The organism is Streptomyces cinnamoneus, from assembly GCF_002939475.1.
In the GTDB taxonomy this organism is placed as follows: Bacteria; Actinomycetota; Actinomycetes; order Streptomycetales; family Streptomycetaceae; genus Streptomyces; species Streptomyces cinnamoneus_A.
The window spans coordinates 4,037,347-4,057,744 of the sequence record NZ_PKFQ01000001.1 but is presented as its reverse complement, the minus strand read 5'-3'; the positions used below and the strand labels follow the sequence as shown (position 1 = coordinate 4,057,744).

The 20,398-nt window shown below is 71.0% G+C and carries 21 protein-coding genes; 11 read left to right on the top strand and 10 right to left on the bottom strand.

Annotation, left to right across the window (positions count from 1 at the left end; translation table 11 throughout):
• Window positions 1-78: 78 nt before the first annotated feature.
• Together CYQ11_RS17905 and CYQ11_RS17900 are read left to right on the top strand one after the other, a co-directional pair.
• On the top strand, window positions 79-2,538 hold the full coding sequence (locus CYQ11_RS17905) for a helicase C-terminal domain-containing protein (RefSeq protein WP_099201806.1): 2,460 nt from the start codon (window positions 79-81) through the stop codon (window positions 2,536-2,538).
• Between the two features lie 63 nt (window positions 2,539-2,601).
• Window positions 2,602-2,805 carry a hypothetical protein gene (locus CYQ11_RS17900; protein ID WP_099201807.1) on the top strand — a complete coding sequence of 68 codons (204 nt, stop codon included), beginning with the start codon at window positions 2,602-2,604 and terminating at the stop codon, window positions 2,803-2,805.
• A gap of 869 nt (window positions 2,806-3,674) precedes the next feature.
• Here CYQ11_RS17900 and CYQ11_RS17895 read toward each other — a convergent pair.
• The 7 genes from CYQ11_RS17895 to CYQ11_RS17865 all read right to left on the bottom strand — a co-directional run bounded on the left by CYQ11_RS17895 (window position 3,675) and on the right by CYQ11_RS17865 (window position 9,502).
• Complete coding sequence (locus CYQ11_RS17895; protein ID WP_099201808.1) at window positions 3,675-3,884, bottom strand: hypothetical protein; 210 nt, start codon at window positions 3,882-3,884, stop codon at window positions 3,675-3,677.
• 91 nt (window positions 3,885-3,975) lie between these two features.
• Window positions 3,976-4,824: a helix-turn-helix domain-containing protein gene (locus tag CYQ11_RS17890; protein ID WP_099201809.1), complete on the bottom strand. Its 849-nt coding sequence runs from the start codon at window positions 4,822-4,824 to the stop codon at window positions 3,976-3,978.
• A gap of 6 nt (window positions 4,825-4,830) precedes the next feature.
• A complete protein-coding gene (locus CYQ11_RS17885) occupies window positions 4,831-5,346 on the bottom strand; it encodes a DUF6879 family protein (RefSeq protein ID WP_099201810.1) in 516 nt (171 codons plus the stop codon).
• Window positions 5,327-5,593: a hypothetical protein gene (locus CYQ11_RS17880; protein WP_099201811.1), complete on the bottom strand. Its 267-nt coding sequence runs from the start codon at window positions 5,591-5,593 to the stop codon at window positions 5,327-5,329. Before CYQ11_RS17880 ends, CYQ11_RS17885 begins: the two co-directional genes overlap by 20 nt.
• A gap of 381 nt (window positions 5,594-5,974) precedes the next feature.
• Window positions 5,975-6,553, bottom strand: coding sequence for a recombinase family protein (locus CYQ11_RS17875; protein WP_099201812.1), 579 nt, complete (start codon window positions 6,551-6,553; stop codon window positions 5,975-5,977).
• A gap of 330 nt (window positions 6,554-6,883) precedes the next feature.
• A complete protein-coding gene (locus CYQ11_RS17870) occupies window positions 6,884-7,528 on the bottom strand; it encodes an HNH endonuclease (protein WP_146104701.1) in 645 nt (214 codons plus the stop codon).
• Between the two features lie 417 nt (window positions 7,529-7,945).
• A complete protein-coding gene (locus CYQ11_RS17865) occupies window positions 7,946-9,502 on the bottom strand; it encodes a recombinase family protein (RefSeq protein WP_181143693.1) in 1,557 nt (518 codons plus the stop codon).
• 108 nt (window positions 9,503-9,610) lie between these two features.
• Here CYQ11_RS17865 and CYQ11_RS17860 point away from each other — a divergent pair, with 108 nt between their 5' ends.
• Window positions 9,611-11,257 carry a DNA repair helicase XPB gene (locus CYQ11_RS17860; RefSeq protein WP_099201815.1) on the top strand — a complete coding sequence of 549 codons (1,647 nt, stop codon included), beginning with the start codon at window positions 9,611-9,613 and terminating at the stop codon, window positions 11,255-11,257.
• Window positions 11,258-11,260: 3 nt separating this feature from the next.
• On the opposite strand, the gene CYQ11_RS29595 is transcribed toward CYQ11_RS17860, so the two are convergent.
• A complete protein-coding gene (locus CYQ11_RS29595; protein WP_181143692.1) occupies window positions 11,261-11,401 on the bottom strand; it encodes a hypothetical protein in 141 nt (46 codons plus the stop codon).
• Window positions 11,402-11,704: 303 nt separating this feature from the next.
• Between CYQ11_RS29595 and CYQ11_RS17855 the strand changes: the two genes are divergently transcribed.
• Window positions 11,705-13,846 carry a HelD family protein gene (locus CYQ11_RS17855; protein ID WP_099201816.1) on the top strand — a complete coding sequence of 714 codons (2,142 nt, stop codon included), beginning with the start codon at window positions 11,705-11,707 and terminating at the stop codon, window positions 13,844-13,846.
• 47 nt (window positions 13,847-13,893) lie between these two features.
• Here the strand turns inward: CYQ11_RS17855 and CYQ11_RS17850 are convergent, their stop codons facing one another.
• Window positions 13,894-14,214 carry an ArsR/SmtB family transcription factor gene (locus CYQ11_RS17850; RefSeq protein ID WP_099201817.1) on the bottom strand — a complete coding sequence of 107 codons (321 nt, stop codon included), beginning with the start codon at window positions 14,212-14,214 and terminating at the stop codon, window positions 13,894-13,896.
• A 114-nt stretch (window positions 14,215-14,328) separates the two neighbouring features.
• On the opposite strand from CYQ11_RS17850, the gene CYQ11_RS17845 reads away from it, so the two are divergent.
• A complete protein-coding gene (locus CYQ11_RS17845; protein ID WP_099201818.1) occupies window positions 14,329-15,552 on the top strand; it encodes an MFS transporter in 1,224 nt (407 codons plus the stop codon).
• Between the two features lie 197 nt (window positions 15,553-15,749).
• Here the strand turns inward: CYQ11_RS17845 and CYQ11_RS17840 are convergent, their stop codons facing one another.
• Window positions 15,750-16,451, bottom strand: a complete 702-nt coding sequence (locus CYQ11_RS17840) for a copper homeostasis protein CutC (protein WP_099201819.1) — start codon at window positions 16,449-16,451, stop codon at window positions 15,750-15,752.
• Window positions 16,452-16,646: 195 nt separating this feature from the next.
• Between CYQ11_RS17840 and CYQ11_RS17835 the strand changes: the two genes are divergently transcribed.
• The 6 genes from CYQ11_RS17835 (at window position 16,647) to CYQ11_RS17805 (ending at window position 20,316) form a co-directional block, all read left to right on the top strand.
• Window positions 16,647-17,054 (top strand): recombinase family protein, encoded by a 408-nt coding sequence (locus CYQ11_RS17835; RefSeq protein ID WP_099201820.1) that lies wholly within the window; start codon window positions 16,647-16,649, stop codon window positions 17,052-17,054.
• Between the two features lie 65 nt (window positions 17,055-17,119).
• Window positions 17,120-17,362, top strand: a complete 243-nt coding sequence (locus tag CYQ11_RS17830; protein WP_099201821.1) for a hypothetical protein — start codon at window positions 17,120-17,122, stop codon at window positions 17,360-17,362.
• Window positions 17,334-17,855 (top strand): DUF6879 family protein, encoded by a 522-nt coding sequence (locus CYQ11_RS17825; RefSeq protein ID WP_099201822.1) that lies wholly within the window; start codon window positions 17,334-17,336, stop codon window positions 17,853-17,855. Before CYQ11_RS17830 ends, CYQ11_RS17825 begins: the two co-directional genes overlap by 29 nt.
• Window positions 17,856-17,870: 15 nt before the next feature.
• Complete coding sequence (locus tag CYQ11_RS17820) at window positions 17,871-18,737, top strand: helix-turn-helix domain-containing protein (RefSeq protein ID WP_099201823.1); 867 nt, start codon at window positions 17,871-17,873, stop codon at window positions 18,735-18,737.
• Window positions 18,738-19,088: 351 nt separating this feature from the next.
• On the top strand, window positions 19,089-19,565 hold the full coding sequence (locus CYQ11_RS17810; RefSeq protein ID WP_099201824.1) for a glycine-rich domain-containing protein: 477 nt from the start codon (window positions 19,089-19,091) through the stop codon (window positions 19,563-19,565).
• A gap of 76 nt (window positions 19,566-19,641) precedes the next feature.
• Window positions 19,642-20,316 (top strand): class I SAM-dependent methyltransferase, encoded by a 675-nt coding sequence (locus CYQ11_RS17805; RefSeq protein ID WP_099201825.1) that lies wholly within the window; start codon window positions 19,642-19,644, stop codon window positions 20,314-20,316.
• Window positions 20,317-20,398: the final 82 nt, after the last annotated feature.

The window sequence follows — 20,398 nt, the reverse complement described above, 5'->3', positions numbered from 1 at the left end:
TACCGGTTTGCGGCCCTCCGGACCGCGTGCCGGAAGGAAGCCGGGGCCAAACCGCACCGACCCGGTACCGTAAGCAGAATGACCACGTCGCGGGAGACCGGCAGCACCGGAGGCAGCACCGGCGGAGCTCCGCGCACGCTCGCCGAAGAGCTGCGCACCCGCCCCGACGAGGCCCTCGCCGCCCTGCTGAGGGCGCGCCCCGACCTCCTCAACCCGGTGCCCGGCGACCTCACCCAGCTCGCCACCCGCGCCTCGACCCGCGCCTCGGTGGTCCGCGCCCTGGACCGCCTCGACCGGTTCGCGCTCCAGGTCGCCGAGGCCCTGGCGGTGGCCCCCGACCCGTGCCCGTACACCACCCTCTCGGGGCTCATGACGGGTGACGAGGCGAGCGACCCCCGGGTCGCCGCCGAGCTGCCCCGCGCCGTGGCCACCCTGCGGGACCAGGCCCTGGTCTGGGGCGGCGAGGACCGGCTGCGGCTGGTGCGCACCGCCCGCGAGCTGCTGGCGCCGAGCGCCGCCCACCTCTCGCCCACCGGGCTCGGCCCGACCGTCACCGAGGCGACGGCCGGGATGTCGCCGGGCCGGTTGCAGCGGATCATCGAGGCGGCGGGGCTGCCGGCCACCCACGACCCGGTGTCGGCCGTGGCCGCCCTCACCGCCCTGTTCGAGGACCGGAGCCGCATGGCGGCGCTGCTGGCCGGCGCCCCCGCCGAGGCCCAGGCCGTGCTCGGCAAGCTGCTGTGGGGCCCGCCGCACGGCACCGTCACCGCCGAGCCCGCGTCGCACCTGCGGTGGCTGCTCGACCGGGGCCTGCTCCTGCCGACCGGGCCCGGCAGCGTGGTGCTGCCCCGGGAGGCCGCCCTGCACCTGCGGGCGGGGCGCGCGCACCGCTGCCCGGAGCCGCTGGCGCCGGACCTGGCGCCCGTCACGGAGCACCCGTCCGCCACCGTCGACGCGGGCGCCGCCGGGCAGGCCTTCACGGCGCTCAGCGTCGTCGAGGACCTGCTCACGGACTGGGAGACGGCCGGCCCGCTGGTCCTTCGCGCGGGCGGCCTGAGCGTGCGGGACCTCAAGCGCACCGCGGCCGTCCTCGACACCACGGAGGGCGACGCGGCGTTCTGGGCCGAGCTGGCCTACGCCGCCGGCCTGCTGGCCTCGGACGGCGACGTGGACGAGCGGTACGCCCCCACGCCCGAGTACGACGACTGGCTGGCGCTGCCCGCCGAGCGGCGCTGGACGCGCCTGGCCACGGCGTGGCTCGCCACCACCCGGACCCCGGCCCTGGCGGGCGAGAAGGACGCCAAGGGCCGCGCCCTGGCCGTCCTGGGCCCCGACCTGGACCGCGGCCCGGCCCCCGAGGTGCGCCGGCGCGTGCTGGACCTGCTGGCCTCCCTCCCGCCCGGCGCCTCCGTCTCGGCCGACACGCTGCTGGCCCGCCTGGCGTGGGAGCGCCCGCCGCGCAGCGCGACGGACGACCTGCGGTCGCGGCTGGCGCTGTCGGCACTGGCCGAGGCCGAGACACTGGGCCTGACGAGCCGGGGCGCCCTGGCCGCCCACGCCCGTACCCTCCTGGCCGGCCCGGACCCGGACACGGCGGCCGCCCGCGCCGGCGCCGAGCTGGCCCCGCTGCTGCCCCGGCCGGTGGACCACGTCCTGCTGCAGGCCGACCTGACGGCCGTCGCCCCGGGTCCGCTGCTCCGCCCGCTGGCGCAGACGCTGGCCGTCCTCGCCGACGTCGAGTCCAAGGGCGGGGCGACGGTCTACCGCTTCACGCCCGGGTCCGTGCGCCGCGCCCTGGACGCCGGCCGAACCGCCGCCGACCTGCACGCCTTCCTGGCCGGGCACTCGCTGACGCCCGTGCCGCAGCCGCTCGCCTATTTGATCGACGACGTGGCCCGCCGCCACGGCCGGCTGCGCGTGGGCGCCGCCTCCTCCTACCTGCGCTGCGACGACGAGGCGGTGCTGGCCGAGATCCTCGCCGACCGCCGCTCCGCGCCGCTGCGGCTGCGCCGCCTCGCCTCGACGGTGCTGGCCGCGCAGGCGGCCCCCGACACGCTCCTGGAGACCCTGCGGGCCATGGGCTACGCCCCGGCGGCCGAGTCCGCGGAGGGCGACGTGGTGATCACCCGCGCGGACGCCCACCGCACCCCGCCGCGCACGGCGCCGGCCCCGGTGCCGGAGGGCCCGCCCGTTCCCGGCGACACCCTCCTGGGCGCGGCGGTCCGCGCCGTCCGCGCCGGCGACCTGGCCGCCACGGCCCACCGCAAGCCGTCGGGCGCCCCGGCCCCCGCCGACGGCGGCCTGCCCCGCACCACCAGCGCCGACACCCTGGCCACGGTGCAGGCCGCGGTCCTCACCGGCGCGGCCGTCTGGATCGGCTACGTCAACGCCGAGGGCGGCGCCAGCCAGCGCGTCATCGCCCCGATCCGGGTCGAGGGCGGCTTCGTCACGGCGTACGACCACACCGCGGACGAGGTGCGCACCTACCCCCTGCACCGCATCACGGGCGTGGCGGAGCTGGCGGACGACGTGGTGTGAGCGGCCGCGGCCCCGCCGGCTGCCTCCCCTCCCCCGGCACCCGAGGGCCGATGGTGGAAGCCCATGGTCAACCGGTCGCCGTTCAGCTCCCACGGCTCCCTGGGCTCCCAGAAGCTCGCCAAGGGAGAGCTGCGGACCACGGACGTCCGCCTGCGCGTCGCCTCCGGCGCGCCCCCGGGCCACGCGACCGTGATGATGTGGGGCGGCCCCGAGAACGGCTCCTACCAGCGGGCGACGACCCGCGTGATCGAGGTCACGGCCAACTGACCTGGTGCACCGCACGACCGAAGCGCCCCTCCCCAGGGAGGGGCGCTTCGCCGTACCCGCACCCCGGCCCGTACCCGCACCCCGACCCCGGGCCCGGTCAGCCGGCCCGCGCCCGGCCGGCTCCTTCCCGGCGCTCCGCACGTACCGCGCCGCATGGGGGACACTGGAAGCTTGTCCCGCGGCACGGGCGGGACCGAAACGAGCGGAAGGCCGAGGCGTGAGCGGACCCCTGATCGTCCAAGCGATCAAGCCTGATACGCATACTACGGCGGATGGGGTCGTCACGGTGCACGTTCCCGAGAACAACCGGTAGGGGCGCACCCGGAGCACCTAAGGCCCCGCCCGAACGCCAGGCGTACGACGCACGAGCGGGGCCAGTCCCTCACCGCCGAAGCGGCACCCTGCCTACGAGGGCGGACCGGGGCGAGAGCGCCTGAAGAGCGTCCCTTCAGGGTGGGCACGCCTGCCCCCGCTCAAGGCTGGTCCGGTCGGGGGACCTCTAACCGCCTCCTCCAAGCGATCTTTCCAACATGGAGGAGGCGGAGCATTGCCGCTCACGGCGATGGGCAGACACCACATCCCCCTGCCATGAGCGGCGTACCCACCTCACGGGAATGGACCTCAACCAACCCGGTCGTGGGGTCTTTCGGCCGTGCCCCCGCAGGTCTCGCACGGGAAGGGGCACGGCGGTTGATCAGCCCCCTGGGGGATGTAGACGACGCCAGAGCGCACGTCCAGCGCCCCGCCGTACGGTGTCCACCACCCCTCGGGAGAACCCGCGTACGGGCTGGCAGGGGCGTCTACGCGGCTCACCAGCTCCGGGGCCGGTAACGGGCGCACAGGGAGCCTCTGGAGCCGCGCGGGGGCCGTCACCGTTTGATCTCCCGGGTGCCGCCGCAGTGCGCGTGCCGGTACGCGACGACGGGGGCAGCCGAAGCGCGCTCGACCGTGAACCGGCGGCAGGGCTCGAGCGGCTTGATCTTCCTCCGGCAGGCGGGGCAGGTCTCCCCGGTCGGTGCGTAAGTGACGTACTCCCACTGACGTGCGTCGGCGTCCGCCGCCTGCGTGCGACTGCCCATCTCGCCATCCCCTTACGTGGTCCGGAAGAACCACCACGCTAGGAACAGCAGAGTCTCAACTCCCAGTCGATTGCACGCGATTGCGGAACAATCATCCGAGGTCCGCGATAGCTGCTGCGATCATCCTGCGGGCCTTTTGGCCGTATGCCGCCATGTCGGCAAGCGTGGCGAAGGTCTCGGCGTACGTCGATACCTCGCTGGGCTGTGTGATCGTGAGGTAGCCGGACACCAGCTCGACATTGACTTGGGCGTTGTCGTAGATCCAAAAGTTCTCGACCGGCAGTTGGCGGCGCTGCTGTGCCACCGGGATCACTCCCAGGCTGACGTTCGGCAGGCGACTCACGCTGAGCAGATGCTCTAGCTGCGCACCTTGTGCCTCTCCAGAGCTGAGCGTGTTCCTGAGTACCGGCTCTTCGATCACGAAGGCGAACAGGCGTTGCCCTTCGTGCAGCACCCGTTGCCGTTCCATACGTGCAGCCACGGCGTCGGCCACATCATCGACCGGCACCCGCTGCTGCTGGATCACGCGAAGCACGTCCTCGGTGTACTGGTAGGTCTGGAGGAGTCCGGGGAGCGCCCAGGAGCAGTACGAACGGAACCGGCGCGTGCGCTGATACAGCGGGAGCCGTTCCACCTGGGACCGTCGCAGCCCCGCACGCTCCAGTCGACGCCACGACAGCCACGTGCCCTCAACGGCACGCAGGGAGGCGATGAGATCGTCTGCCTGATCCTCAGCGCCGCACGCGCGGCACCAGGCACGAATGTCATCGGCGCTGGGCTGCGTCTTGGCGGTCGAGATCCGAGAGACCTTGGACGGGTGCCAGCCACACAGCGCGGCGAGGTCTTTGCCGTCCAGCCCGGCGTCCTTGACCAACTCGCGGAGACGGTCGGCAAGGACTTGCCGGGCTTGCTGGGCGCTTGATGATCCTGATACTGACATGGCGCGCTAGACCGGCTTGTACTCCTCGTGAGGCGTGGCCCGCTTCCAGACCGCCTCGAAGGCTTCGGTGCACCACGCGGCCAGCTCGTCGTCAGTGACGTACTCACGCTCCATGAGTACGCCATCCCCGCTGAAGTGGTGGAACAGCACCAGCTCACCGTCAAAGACCCAGAAGTCGACGGCAGGGACGGCCAGATCCTTGGCATGGCGCCGGGGGAGCCAGCGGACTTGTTCGCCAGCAGCGACGTTGGTCACGGCGTAGGCGTGCTCCCAGCGCACGTACTCACTCAGCGGCTCGGAGACGACGCGGGCACGGCGGACGGCCACGCCTCGAGACACGGCGGTGTGTACGGCGTCGTGCCAGCCCTCCCACCAGTCCGCCCGGTTGTCCGGGGTGAACGTGCGGCGGCCCTCTCGCCATGCAAGGAAGTCCGGATCCTCACTGTGGTAGTGGTCCCGAACTTCCAGATGGATTGCGGTCCGCTGTGCCTGAGACAAGGGCTCACGTGCCGGCGGCTTCATCAGCGGCGTCTCCGTCCGGTCGGGGGATGTACTGAAGCATGACCTTCGGCAGCCGGATGACCGTCTCGTGATCGGGGACGTCCGTGCTGTGACCGGGGATTGAGCCGATCTCCTTGCACGCCTTCAGCTCCTCCTCCGTGGCCCGATAGGACTGGATCAGCAGGTCTCCGCTGTCCTGGTCCAACCAGATCGTGGGCGAGTCGTCCTTGCCGGTGTTCGGGATGATCCCAAGGAACCGCAGCTTCATTCCTACCCGCTCCCTGTGTCGACGTGATTGCGACCGATTGCACGACCATCGCCCCGCCAGCCGAGCCCGTCAAGGGTGCCTGTCAGTCAGACACTTGGGGGCGAGAGGGTAGGGGCGCGCTCCCCGCCCTTGACCTGTCGTTCAGGCCCGCTACCAGCGCGTTCGCAAGCCCTTTCTGGCGCGCAGAGGGGCACGTTTTGGCAGGTCAAGGCAACTTTCCGGCTCAAAAAAGACGTCACACTCAGCGCGCGTACGTAAAGCTTGAGCCGGGATCGCTGGACGACGGCACTCACCAACTTTGATGACGCCCACCCCCCACGGCCGAGACACGATAAAGGCCGTCCGCCACAGTCGGCAGACGGCCTCTCAGCGCGGATCGGACTACTCCGCGTCGGCAAGCGCCCGGTACAACGTCGCGCGAGACACCTCGAGAGCCTTGGCTATCGCCGTGACGCTCTCCCCCTTCGCGCGGCGCGCCTTCGCGGCGGCAAGCTTGTCCGCGTCCATCACGGTCGGGCGTCCGCCGGTACGCCCTTGCGCCCGTGCAGCGTCCAGGCCGGCACGGGTCCGGTCCCTGATCAGGGACCGCTCGAACTCCGCCATGGCGCCAACCACCTGAAGCATGAGGCGACCGTCCGCCGTGTTCGGGTCGATGCTCGCCAGAGCGCCCGTGAGGACCTTGAACCCCACCCCCCTCTCAGCAAGGCCGTCCACCATCGTCACAAGGTCGATCAGCGACCGGGCGAACCGGTCCAGCTTCCATACGCAGAGCGTGTCCCCGGGACGCAGGTAGTCCAGCGCCGCAGTGAGTTCCGGGCGGTCCGTGTTCTTCCCGCTTGCCTTGTCCGTGAAGATCCGGGCGCAGCCTGCCTCAGCCAGTGCATCCAACTGAAGCTGCGCCTCCTGGCCGTCAGTGGAGACTCGGGCGTAGCCGATGAGGCGTCCGGTGTTCGTGGTCATGACGAGACCGTCTCATAACTCATCTCAGAACATCAAGCGATTTCGACAGGTTGTGAGACGGGTTTTGAACGTGAATCCGGTGCTCAGTGGGCCGTGGTGACGCCGTCTCACATACCTGGTTTCTGAGACGCCCCGCAGTGATCACTCACAGCGACACGCCCTCCGAAACGGTCCGATGAGCCACGCGAGAGATTCCGCTCACTGCCGATCGGCGTAGCGAGAGGAGGGGGGTACCCGCCCACCCCTGACCAGCCCCAAAACCCGTACGCACAGCGAGGCGCCATCACGTACCGGTATCCGGCGGTAGGCGCAGTGGGGTACCCCCCAGGGTCAGCGCGCCATCAGATGCGGCGGCGACCACTCGTCCATGAGCTGATCCTTCTTCGACGTGTTGCACGGCACGCAGACCACGCGCATGTTCGCAGGCGTCGACAGGCCACCGCGCGAGATGGGGCGCAGGTGATCGATCACGCCCCCTTCGGGCAGCGGAGCGGCGCAGTGGAAGCACCCGGCGTCTCCGTGTGCCTCGCGTATTCGGCGCTGGAGCGTCACCCGGCGCGCCACCGTGCGCTGCATCTGCTGACAGGAGCGGCACACGCCATCGCGGAACTTGAGAATCACCGGCTTGCCGCAGCGTCGACATGGCACCGGGTCAGGCTTGGTACGGGCACGCTTGCGGATGTACTCAGCGGCGCGACTACATTCCTCCGAGCAGTACAAGCGACTCCGGTTTCTTGAAGGCCCGACAGGGTTGGAGCACTTCGGGCCCTGGCACGGTTTCTGGGCTGCCTTTTCCTGCTCCCGCTGCACCTGCTTGCGGCGCTCCTCCTTGCGTGACTCCTCCGCCTCTTCAGCGCAACCCATGCAGTACCGCGCCCACGCATCACGCCCATGCGGCTCATTGCAACGCTGGCAGCGGGGAGCGCCGACAGCAGCACGCACCGCTTCACGCGCCCGCTTGGCGGCAATCTGCAACCGGGCCGACTCCACGCACAGCTGTGCCCCGCACGTCCTGCGGTTGGGACGCTCATGCGGGGCGCCGCACTCCGAACAGATGACGCGCGACTCATCAAGGGCCGTCAAGCGAGACCCCTACCTCTCTTTTTGTTGATCTTGAAACGCTGCGGCAAGGGCGCCGCAAGCCAGTAACCGCAAGGGGAAGGGCTGGTCTCCGGACGGGGCGCAAAGAAGCAAAGCAGGCGCATGCAGACCCACCCCCCACAACGTCGCTTCGTCACCTCCCTGACAAAATCGCGACCGAAGTTCGACACCTCCCGACCCTAGGCGCAGCCACCGACAACACCTCAGAAGCCGCAGAAACACCCTAGAACGCACGAACGGCCCGCTACCAGGGAATTCCCCAGCAACGGGCCGACGGGCGCTCAGGTGCGCTTACGTCATTTCGAGATCTCGGGCTACGGCCTCCCGGATGACCTCCTCCACGTCCTTGCCGTCCGCGTCAGCCCTGCGGATCTTGCCGTCCTCCCCGAAGAAGACGGCGAGTCGGGACGTGTCCAGTCGTTGTGCGCCCCGCTTGGCCGGAGCAACCTCCACGTACGCGCCTGCTTCCAGCAGGAGATCCCGCTTCCCCTCCACGTCCGCCGCCTTCCACAGTTCGCCGAACGTCCGGCCCGTGGGCACCGCCTCCATGCCCGCCGGTTTGGCGTTGCGCTGCTTCTCCTTCAGCGAGGCAAGGCGGTCCTCCAGCTTGGCGTACTGGTCTGCGTAGCGCTTCGCACCGTCGTCGCCCTTGAAGAGGCCCCGTTCGTACCGGTCCTTCTCCAGGTCGCTCAACGCCTCCTCCGCCTGGCGGATCTGCGGGCGGAAGTCCTCCCCGACGTGCTCCACCATGCGCACGACTTGCAAGCTCCCGAACTTCTCCAGGAACTGCCCCGTGACGTGCTCCTCCGTGTGCTCTGCCGGGACGGACGGGCCGTAGCAACCGCCCTGTTCGCCCGTGCGCTGCCGCTGCTTCAGGCGGCCGATGCAGCGGTAACGAAGTCTGCCCTTGGACGTGTAGGTGTACATCCGGGACGCGCACACTCCGCAGTACAGGACAGCGCGCAGCAACGCCGTGTTGTGGCGGCGCCGTTCACCGGCCCCGGTGCGCCGCTTCAGCTCGTCCTGCAAGGCGTGCCACGTATCCATGTCCAGGATCGGCGGGCGGGTCACGAGCGGCAGCCCGTCCGTGCGGAGGATCGGCTTGCCGTCTTCGATGACCTGCCCGAGGAGCTGCGGATTGGTGAGGAGGCTCTTGAGCGTGGTCGTGTACCACTGCTTCGAGTCGGTGCGCTTGCCGCTGGTCTGCCGGGACGAGTGGCCGGGCGAGGGAACGCCGGCCTTGGTGAGATCCGTCGCGATCTTCATCAAGGAGTCCTTCTCAAGGACCCGCCCCACGATCTCCCGGACCGTCTTCGCCTCCTCCGGGTTCACCACCAGCACGCGCCCGGGACCGTCCGGGTTCGGGGCCACCTGGTAGCCGTACGGGACGCGACCGCCCGTCCAGCGGCCTTCCCGTCGCAGGTGCTCGTGAGCGTTGGAGACACGCATCCCTATGGTGTCGGACTCCAGCTCCGCGAAGACCGCGATCACCTTCGCCATGGCGCGCCCCATGGACGACGTGAGGTCCAGCGGCTCGCTGGCCGACGCGAGCGCCACGCCCTCGTTCTGCGTGATCTTCATGATCTCGGCGAAGTCCACCGTGGACCGCGCGAGACGGTCGATCTTGAAGAACACGATCACGTCGAACTCTGCGAGCCGGGCCAAGATCCGCTGGAGTCCCGGACGATCAAGCCCCCGCGAGTAGCCAGAGACGTCGATGTCCTCTTCGACGGCTATGACCTGCCAGCCCCTGGCCTGGCACAACGCCTCGCACGCCGCACGCTGGCGCTCCGGGGAAGTAGACTCTTCAGTTTCACGGGAAAGGCGAACGTAGACAGCAGCGCGCATACCGGGCGCGTTCGCTGCGACGCCTTTCGGGCGCCGGGCACGGGGCATGGCCCGCGCAGTGGCAGGTGTGGTGTCTGTCACGCGACGATCCTATCTGCGGAGGTATGTGTGTCCTGCTTGATCGTCCAGAGCGACAAGACCCTGCTGCTGGAGGTGGACCACGAGCAGGCGGAGGCGTGCCGTCGCGCCATCGCGCCGTTCGCGGAACTGGAGCGGGCGCCCGAGCACATCCACACCTACCGGGTCACGCCGCTGGGCCTGTGGAACGCCCGCGCCGCCGGGCACGACGCCGAGCAGGTCGTCGACGCGCTGGTCGCCCACTCCCGCTACCCGGTGCCGCACGCCCTGCTCGTCGACATCGCCGAGACCATGGCCCGCTACGGGCGACTGAAGCTGGTCAAGCACCCCACGCACGGGCTGGTGCTGGAGAGCACGGACCGGCCGGTGCTGGAGGAGATCCTCCGGTCGAAGAAGATCCAGCCGCTGGTCGGCGCCCGGATCGACCCCGACACCGTGGCCGTCCACCCCTCCGAGCGGGGCCAGATCAAGCAGGCGCTCCTCAAGCTCGGCTGGCCCGCCGAGGACCTGGCCGGCTACGTCGACGGCGAGGCCCACCCGATCGAGCTGCACGAGGACGGCTGGGCGCTGCGCCCCTACCAGCGGCAGGCCGTGGAGGGCTTCTGGCACGGCGGCTCGGGCGTGGTGGTGCTGCCGTGCGGCGCGGGCAAGACGCTCGTCGGCGCGGGCGCGATGGCCAGGGCGAAGGCGACGACGCTGATCCTGGTGACCAACACCGTCTCCGCGCGGCAGTGGAAGCACGAGCTGGTGAAGCGGACGTCGCTCACCGAGGACGAGATCGGCGAGTACAGCGGGACGAAGAAGGAGATCCGCCCGGTCACCATCGCCACGTACCAGGTGCTGACGACCAAGCGGAAGGGCGTCTACCCGCACCTGGAGCTGTTCGACTCCCGGGACTGGGGCCTGGTGGTCTACGACGAGGTGCACCTGCTGCCGGCGCCGGTCTTCAAGTTCACGGCCGACCTCCAGGCGCGGCGGCGCCTGGGGCTGACGGCGACGCTCGTGCGGGAGGACGGCCGCGAGTCGGACGTCTTCTCCCTCATCGGGCCGAAGCGCTTCGACGCGCCGTGGAAGGAGATCGAGGCGCAGGGCTACATCGCCCCGGCGGACTGCGTCGAGGTGCGGGTCAACCTCACGGACTCCGAGCGGCTGGCGTACGCGACGGCGGAGACGGAGGAGAAGTACCGGTACTGCGCGACGACGGCCACGAAGCGGAAGGTCACGGAGGCGCTGGTGCGCAAGCACCGCGGCGAGCAGACGCTGGTGATCGGCCAGTACATCGACCAGCTCGACGAGCTGGGCGAGCACCTGGCCGCGCCCGTGATCAAGGGCGAGACGTCCAACGCGCAGCGCGAGAAGCTCTTCGACGCGTTCCGTGAGGGCGAGTTGAAGGTGCTGGTGGTGTCGAAGGTGGCGAACTTCTCCATCGACCTGCCCGAGGCGACGGTGGCCATCCAGGTGTCGGGCACCTTCGGCTCGCGCCAGGAGGAGGCACAGCGCCTGGGCCGGGTGCTGCGTCCGAAGGCCGACGGGCACGAGGCCCGCTTCTACTCCGTCGTGGCCCGCGACACGGTCGACCAGGACTTCGCGGCGCACCGCCAGCGCTTCCTGGCGGAGCAGGGGTACGCGTACCGGATCGTGGACGCGGACTCGCTGCTGGCGGGGGAGGACGCCTGAGGGCTAGGCCCTGCGCTCGTCCGCGTACTGCCCGAGCAGGGCGACGCTGACGGCCGCGCCGGCGAACGCCTTGATGACGCGAAGGGCGTTGGCGAGGGGTGAGGCGGAGGGGGTGGGGTCCGGGGTGATGGATGCCGTGGTCATGTCTTCCATGGTGGCGCCGGGGCGGCGCCCGGGCATCGGCCTGCCGGTGTAAACGCGCGAGCGCCCGCGTACGACCCGAGGATCATGCCGTCCCCTACGGGAGACGGACGGCGACCCTGAGGGCTCCCGGGGTGCGGGGGCCGCACGGGCCGTCCGGGCGCGGAAAAACCGTTCGCGCCGCCTGACCCGGCTGGCTACACTCCCTCGTTCCCCCGCCTCCCGCATCGCTTCGGGAGCGCCGCCGTCCGGACGGAAACCGGCCGGCTCACCGCTCATCCCGCCGTATGCCGTCGTGTTCCGCGTATGCCTGGAGGCCCTGCCGTGCCCGCGTTCCCGCCCGCCGACCCGTCCGTGACGGACACGCCGACCCCTGTGACCGACACTGCCGACGCGACCGACACAGCCGACGCGGCCGGTCCGCTCGCCCGCGAGCGCGCCCATCTCGCCTCCTCCCGCGCGGCCCTGCGGGCCATGCGGGCCGACGTCGAGGCGCTCGACATCAAGGACGTCGCCGCCAACTGGGTCAACGCCCAGGTGCTGCGGCGGCAGATCGACGAGCGGATCACCGCGCTCGCCGACCTCGCGCACACCCCGCTCTTCTTCGGCCGTCTGGACTACCTCCACGCGCCGGGTGCCGAGCGGGCGGAGGGCGCCGGGGGCGAGCAGTTCTACATCGGCCGGCGGCACGTGCACGACGCGGCCGGCGACCCCATGGTCATCGACTGGCGCGCGCCCGTCTCCCAGCCGTTCTACCGGGCGTCCAAGAAGGAGCCGATGGACGTGCGGCTGCGGCGGCGCTTCGGTTACACGGGCGGCGAGTTGACGGCCTACGAGGACGAGGACCTCACCGACACCACCTCGGACGACCGGGCGAGCCGGCTGCTCCAGAGCGAGATCGAGCGGCCGCGCGTCGGTCCGATGCGCGACATCGTGGCCACGATCCAGCCGGAGCAGGACGAGATCGTCCGCGCCGGCATCGGGGGCACGGTCTGCGTCCAGGGCGCGCCCGGCACCGGGAAGACCGCGGTGGGCCTGCACCGGGTCGCCTATCTGCTGTACGCCCACCGCGAGCGGCTCGCCCGGACCGGCACGCTGGTGATCGGGCCGAACCGGTCCTTCCTGCGCTACATCGAGCAGGTCCTGCCCGCGCTCGGCGAGTTGAACGTGGCGCAGGCCACCGTCGACGACCTGGTCGCCCACGTGGAGGTACGCGGCACGGACGACCCGGTCGCCGCCCGCCTCAAGGGGGACGCCCGCATGGCCGAGGTGCTGCGGCGCGCGGTGCGGTCGGGGGTGACGATGCCGGTGGAGCCGGTGATCGTGGTGCGTGGCTCGCGGCGCTGGCGGGTGCCGGCGTACGAGATCGAGGAGATGGTGCGGGAGTTGTTGGCGCGCGACATGCGCTATGGGGCGGCGCGTGAGGCGCTGCCGCAGCGGATCGCGCACGCGGTGCTCGTACGGATGGAGGAGGCGGGTGAGGCGCCGGACGACCGCGTGCAGGACGCGGTCGCGCGCAACGCGGCGGTGAAGGCGGCGGTCAAGGCGATCTGGCCGGCGGTCGACCCGGCCAAGCTGGTGCTGCGGCTGTTGTCCGACGCGGAGTTCCTGGCGGAGCACGCGGCGGGCGTCCTGGACGAGGACGAGCAGCGGGCGGTGCTGTGGGCGAAGCCGGCGCGCGGGGTGAAGTCCGCCAAGTGGTCGTCGGCGGACGCGGTGCTGGTCGACGAGGCGTCCGACCTCGTGGCCCGCACCCCTTCCCTCGGGCACGTGGTGCTGGACGAGGCGCAGGACCTCTCCCCCATGCAGTACCGGGCGGTGGGCCGCCGCTGCACGACGGGGTCGGCGACGGTCCTGGGCGACCTCGCGCAGGGCACGACGCCCTGGGCGACGACCAGTTGGGCGGAGGCGCTTGCGCACCTGGGCAAGCCGGACGCGGCTGTGGAGGAGCTGACGCAGGGCTTCCGGGTGCCGCGCGAGGTCATCGCGTACGCGTCGCGGTTGCTGCCCGCGATCGCGCCGGGGCTCGCGGAGGCGACGTCGGTGCGCGAGTCCGCGGGCGACTTCTCGGTGCGCGAGGTGGCGCCGGAGGCGCTGGACGCGGCGGTCCTGGGCGCCTGCCGCGAGGCCCTGGGGCGGGAGGGCTCGGTCGGCCTGATCGCGGCGGACGACCGGATCCCCGTGCTGACCGGGGTGCTGACGGCGGCTGGCCTGCCCTTCCTCGCCCCCGGCGAGGAGACCTCGGCGGACTCCCGCCTCACGCTGGTGCCCGCGTCCCTCGCCAAGGGCCTGGAGTACGACTACGTGGTCCTCGACGAACCGGCGGCGGTCGTCGCCGCCGAGCCCGACACGCGCACGGGCCTGCGCCGGCTGTACGTGGCGCTCACGCGTGCGGTGTCGGGGCTGGCGGTCGTCCACGCCCGCCCCCTGCCGGAGGAGCTGGGCTAGGGGGCCCGGTGGGCCATCTTCCCGCGCGTCAGCCTTCGACCCGGGCGTCAGCCTTCGACGGCCCGGAGCAGCGTGGCGACGAGGCCGGGGAAGCGGGTGTCGAGGTCCTCGCGGCGCAGCCGCACATAGCGGTTGCGTCCCACGACCCGCGTCGAGGTGACGCCGGCCTCGCGCATGACGCGCATGTGGTGCGAGATGGTCGACTTGTGGAGGTGGTCGACGCCCAGGCGCTCGGACGAGCAGTCGTACTGCTCGCCGTTCGCGTAGACCGTGAAGAGGTGCAGCCGCACCGGGTCCCCCAGCGCCTGTAGCACCTTCTCCAGCGCGATGTCCTCGACGGCCGGCTGCGGCAGCAGTTCTCCGCTCACGGTGCCCTCGTCCTCCCCATCCTCGTCCGTACAACTGTTTGACTTCCGTCAAACAGTCTCTATTGTTTGGCGTGCGTCAAACAATACCGGCTGTACCGGGGGAGGATTTTTTTCGTGCGTTTCCGCCTGCTCCTACTCGCTCTCGGCTCGTTCGCCATGGGCACCGACTCGATGGTCATGGCCGGCATCCTCGGCCTCGTCGCCGACGACCTGGAGGTCTCCGTCTCCGCGGCCGGCCAGATGGTCACCGTCTTCGCCCTCGCCTACGCCCTTCTCGCGCCGGTGCTCGCCACCCTCACGGCCCGCTGGCCGCGCCGCCGCCTGCTCCTCGCGGCGCTGGCGCTCTTCACCGTGGCGAACGCGCTGAGCGCCGTCGCCCCCACCTACGGGCTGCTGCTGGCCACGCGCGTGCTCGCCGCGGCCGGCGCCGCGCTCTACACGCCCAGCGCCAACGCCGTCGCCACCTCGCTCGTGCCGCCGGAGCAGCGGGGCCGGGCGCTGGCCACCGTGATGGGCGGCCTGACCGTCGCCACCGCGCTCGGCGTGCCGCTCGGTACGTACGTGGGCCGTGTCGACTGGCGGCTGACGATGTGGCTCGTCGTCGCGCTGGGCGTGCTGGCCTTCGCGGGGCTGGCGGCCTTCCTACGGGAACTGCCCGCTCCGGCGGCCTCCTTGGGGCTGCGCGAACGGCTGGCACCGCTGCGGGACCGCCGCGTCGTGGAGGCCGCCGCGACGACCTTCATGTTCTTCCTCGCCATCAACGCGGTCTACGTCTACCTCGCCACCGCGGTCGGCGGGGCGACGGGTGGCGACACGGGCCGGCTGAGCGTGATCCTGCTCGTCACGGGTGTCGCCTCGGTGGCGGGCAGCTGGCTGGGCGGCCGGGTGGTCGACCGCGTGGGGGCGCGGGCGGTCATGCTGGCGGGCGGCCCGGTCGCCGCGCTCGTCTACGCGGCGCTGCCGTGGCTGGGCGAGAGCATGCCGGGCGCGGTCGTCTACGCGGTGGCCGCCCCGCTCGCCGGCTGGGTCGTCGCCGTCGCCCTCCCCCACAGGCTGGCTTCCTTGGACCCGGCGAACGCCCCGCTGCTCATCTCCCTCAACAGCAGCGCGCTCTACCTGGGCATCGCCGCCGGAGGCGGCGCGGGCAGCATCGCGATCGCCCTGCTGGGCGAGCGCTGGTTCCCGTTGGCGGCGACGGTCCTGGCGGTGCTCGCCACGGGTCTCGCGGCGGCGACGACACGGGAGCGGCCCGGGACGGTACGCGCGACCGCCCCGGCCGCCCCGGGGGCGGCGGAGTCCGGGACACCGAGCCCGTCCGGGGCCTCCGGCCGGCGGTAGCCGGGGGAAGGGAGCCCGGGGGCCGCACGGCCCAGCCCGTCCGGGGGGACACACGCCACGGGGCCACGCGGCCGCCCCGTACGACGACGGCCGATCAGCCGATTGCCGACGGGACCCGCCCGGGGCCACCCCCGGCGGTAGCCAGGGGTGGCCCTGCGAGGGCCGCGCGGCCGAGGCCGTCGCCGGCGGTGGCCGCCCTACGCGTCCAGCGCCGCCCGCCAGGCGGCCACCGCGTCAGCGGCCACGGGTGCGGCCCACCCGTGGGGGCGGGCCGCGCCGCCGATGTGGAAGCCGGTGAGTCCCGCGGCCCGCAGGACCGGCACGTGCTTGAGCTGCAGGCCGCCCCCGACGAGGATCCGCGGCTCGTAGCCCGGCTCGTTCCCGCGCGCCGCCTCCGCGAGCAGCGTCGGGAGGCCGTCGTCGACGCCGGCGGCGGAGCCGGCGGTCAGGTAGGTGTCCAGGCCCGGCTGGTCGGCGAGCTGCTTGCGCAGGGCGTCGCGGTCCGCCGCGTGGTCGATCGCGCGGTGGAACGTCCACCGCGCGTCCGGCCCGACCGCGTCGGCCAGCGCCGCGACCGCCGGGAGGTCGGCGCGGCCGTCGTCGGTCAGGAAGCCGAGGACGAACTCCCGCGCCCCCTCCGCCCGCAGGGCCCGCGCCCGCGCGCACAGTGCTTCGAGCGCCGCGGCGCCACCGGCCGCGAAGCCGTCCGAGGCACGCAGCATCACGCGCACCGGGATGTCGACGGCGTCCCGCACGGCGACGAACGTCTCCAGGGGCGGGGTGAGGCCGTTGGCGGCCATGTCGCAGACCAGTTCGAGCCGGTCCGCACCTCCGGCCCGCGCCGCCACCGCGTCCTCCGCGCCGAGGGCGATCACCTCCAAGATTGCATCGCTACCCACGTGACACCATTCCTCTCTAGTAACACACGTAACTTGGACAACGTGCGTGCAATCTCTTAGGGCCGTCAGTCGCGGCGCCGCGAAGACGAAACAGGTCTAGTCCAATAGCACAGCGTAAGTCCTGCGAGGCGTTCGTGGCATCACAGCCTGGCTGGGTGCACGTCGGGCGCTTCGAGGACGTGGGCCTCAGCGGCTATGACCCCCATGTCATCCGCCCCCGGCCCTGACGCACTCAGGGAGGCCGTTCGCACAGGCGAGTGTGACGTGGTCGTGGTCTTCAAGCTGTCGCGACCGACCCGACGCGGCGCCCGCGAGGCGCTGAACAGCGAAGCCGAGCTGCGTGAGCACGGCGTCTCTTCGATCTCCGCCACCGAGCGGTTCGTCGACACCTCCGACCCCACGGGCGTCGCCTTGATCGCCGCTCTCGCCGAGCAGGAGAGCAAGAGCACGAGTGGCTTCGTCCGGTCGGCGAAGACCGAGCTTCGGGACATAGGCAGCCACACGTCCGGGATCGCGCCGTACGGGTTCACGACCACTCGCGAGCAGCGCGGAGACCTCGTGGCCGTGAAGCTCAACGCCGACCCGGTACAGGTCAAACCTTGACGGCAGCGGTGTGGGAAGCAAGCCTCGTAGACGCCCGTAGAACCGGCAGGCCGACGGAGGCTGTCATGGCGCTACTGTTCATCGCGAAGGACCCGAACACCAACGGCACCCAGTGCCCCACGGCTTGGGTGGACGACGAGGCACAGGAGATCGTCGTCCAGGGCTGGAAGGCCGGGGAAGCCCTGCTTGCTCAGTGCCGGGAGTCGGGGCCCATTCCGGAAAGCGAAGCGGTGGTGAGGCTGCCGATCCGTATGGTGCCCGCCCTCAGGGAGGCTTGTGATGTCGCAGACCGACTTGGCGTTCACTGACCTGCTGGCGAGCACCAGGCATTCGGCCGTGCACCTCGAAATGCGCGACTCGTACGGCATCGGCGAGGAAGCGGCCGAGTTCGAAGCCTGGCGGGCCGGTTGGCGGCCGTCCAGCAAACCGGGAACGTGGTGGAACGACTTTCACACCATGGTGCGCGACGCCGTGGCTCGCGGCGTTGTGTTCCGCCGTGCACGGGTCGTCTCGGAGCCGGTGAGCGATTACATCCGGTACGAACACGACTGCACCTACCAGAACGTCGCGGCGGGGGAGTTGGTGCGTTGGCTGCCCCGGCGCAAGGCGTCGGATCTCGCTCTTCCCGGCAATGATTTCTGGCTGTTCGACGAGCAGGTCATCATGTGGAACCACTTCACCGGCGATGGCGGTTCCGCCGGGCCGGAACTGGACGAGCGGCCCGAGGTGGCGAAGCTGTGTTCTACCGCCTTTGAGGCCGTGTGGGAGCGGGCGACGCCCCACGAGGAGTACCGGATCTAATCGGCGCGCCCAGAGATGCCCACCCCACCCTCATCCAGTGTTCAGGCAGCCCGGAAGGCCGTTGCTGACCGTCTCCGGGAGATCCGCCGGGACGCCGGGCTGACCGCCAAGGAGGTGGCCCGGCGTGCCGGCTGGTACCCCTCCAAGGCGTCGCGCCTGGAGAACGCCGTCACGCCGCCGTCCGACGCCGATATTCGCGCCTGGTGCGCTGCCTGCGGGGCGGATGACGTCGCCGTGGATCTGATCGCCGCCTCTCGCTCCGCCGCCACCATGTACGTGGAGTGGAGGCGGGTTCAGCGCACCGGGTTGCGCAGGCTCCAGGAGTCGTTCATCCCCCTTTTCGAGCGCACCCGGGTGTTCCGTATCTACTGCTCGAACGTCATTCCAGGCGTGCTCCAGACCCACGCCTATGCCACGGCCCTCATGAGCGCGATCACGGATTTCCACGGCACGCCCAACGATGTCGCCGAAGCAGTCGAGGCACGGCTGGCCCGGTCGCACGTGGTCCGTGAAGGTAACCACCGCTTCGCGCTGCTGGTGGAGGAATCAGTCCTGCGCCACCGGGTCGGAGACGCCGAAACCATGGCGGGTCAGCTCGGTTATCTGCTGTCGGTGACGGCCTACCCATCCGTCTCTCTCGGGGTCATCCCCTTCTCCGCCTCCCGGCGCATGTGGATGATCGAGACGTTCAGCGTGTACGACGAGGACATGGCACAAGTCGAACTGCTGACTGCACAGGTGAAGCTGACTGCACAGGTGAACGTGACTGCGCCCACCGAGATAGCCCAGTACCTGAAGGCGTTCGGGGAGTTCGCCGACCTCGCCGTATACGGCGCGAAGGCACGCGCCCTCATCACCTCTGCTGTGGACGCTCTGGGCTAACTGGTGTGAAACTCCGTAGAACCTTGTTGGGGTCCGCGTGACGGCGTCCCTAGCGTGTCGGCATGGCGAACAGCGAGCAGCCGATGCCGGGCGACGACGCCGCGCTGATGACTCTGCGGGTGAGCAGGGACGGCGGGCGAACGTACGGGCCGCCACGAGCGGTTCGGAGGGACGGCCCCGTCGTCATCCTGGCGAACCCAGTGAGCTGCCCGCCGCGCGAGTGTCCCCGCTGCACGCCTGAGCGCCAGGCGACACGAGCCGTATCGGCCCGTTCGCTGCGCCCTGCCTAGCCGCCCGCTCGGGACCAGAGCGGGCTCACGTCCCAGCACCACCCTTCCGAGGAGGTAAGACGTGACCATCGTTGAGGAACGGCCCGCGATCGACGCGGGAACCCTGGTCAGCGCTGAGCTGCGCAAGACCATCGCCACCGACGTGCGAGCGAAGTACGACCACATCACCGCCGACATGGCACACCGGGGCGTCGGTCAGATGCTGGCGTTCGTGGCCGCCAGCGCGACCAGCGAGAAGCCGCTCAGCCCGTCCCCGCTGGTGGATGACTTCTGGCACGCGTTCGTCCTGCGCACCAAGGCGTACGCCGACTTCTGCCAGCAGACGTTCGGCACGTTCGTCCACCACCAGCCCGGGTTCCTGGACCGTGAGGACCACGGCGGCGGCAAGGGGCTGAGGGCCCGGACCGTGGACGCCATCCAGGCGGCGGGATACGCGGTCGACCTGGAGTTCTGGCCGGAGCTGGACATCGCCGACTGCTCGCAGTGCCACGCGAACTGCCACAACAGCCCGAAGCACGCCATCACCGCCGCCGGTTGAGCCCGGCATACACCCCTTGGTCAGCCGTACCTTCTGGTGCGGCTGGCACCCCTTCTGAGTGCACGAGGAGAAGCGCGTGACCGACACCACCGCATGGGACACCTACGCCCGCAGGAAGCCCGGCGGCCGGCGGGAGAAGAACGCCAAGGGTGAGACCACCTGGTTCAACTGGACCCAGTACCCCGACCACGGCCCCGGCATCGACGTACTGGGAGAGGCCGAGAAGGCAGCACTCCTGGAGCTGGGGTGCGGCGCAGGGGGGAACCTCGCCCATGCGGCCACCCTCGGACACCGTGCCGTCGGCGTCGACGTCTCCCCCGTCCAGCTCAAGGCCGCCCGCGAGCGCTGGGGCGACCTGCCCGGCCTGGAGCTGCACCAGCGCGGCGCGCTCGACTTCATGGGCGAGACCGCCGAGCGCTTCGACGCCGTGTACTCCGTCTTCGGCGCCGTCTGGTTCACCGACCCGCGCCAGATGCTCCCCGCCGTTCGCCAGGTCCTCAAGCCCGGCGGAGTGCTCGCGTTCTCCCAGCGGCCCCCGGTCGAAGGCTGCTACGGCTGCCAGGCGTCGTACATCAATCAGGCCGACGACCCGAACCCCCTCGTGGTCAAGCGCTGGGACTACACCACCGACATGTGGACCGGCCTCCTGAAGGAGCACGGGTTCCGCCACGCCCTGGCGAACGAGATCCCTCCGCCGGAGGGCTGGAAGACCGGCACTCTCCTGGTCCGCGCCCTGGTGCCCGGCGCCTGAGCCTCCAGCCCCCTGAGGCGGGCGGCCTGCCCCACCATTCGGACAGGCCGTCCGCCCAGGAGTTCTCTCGATGAGTCTTGAC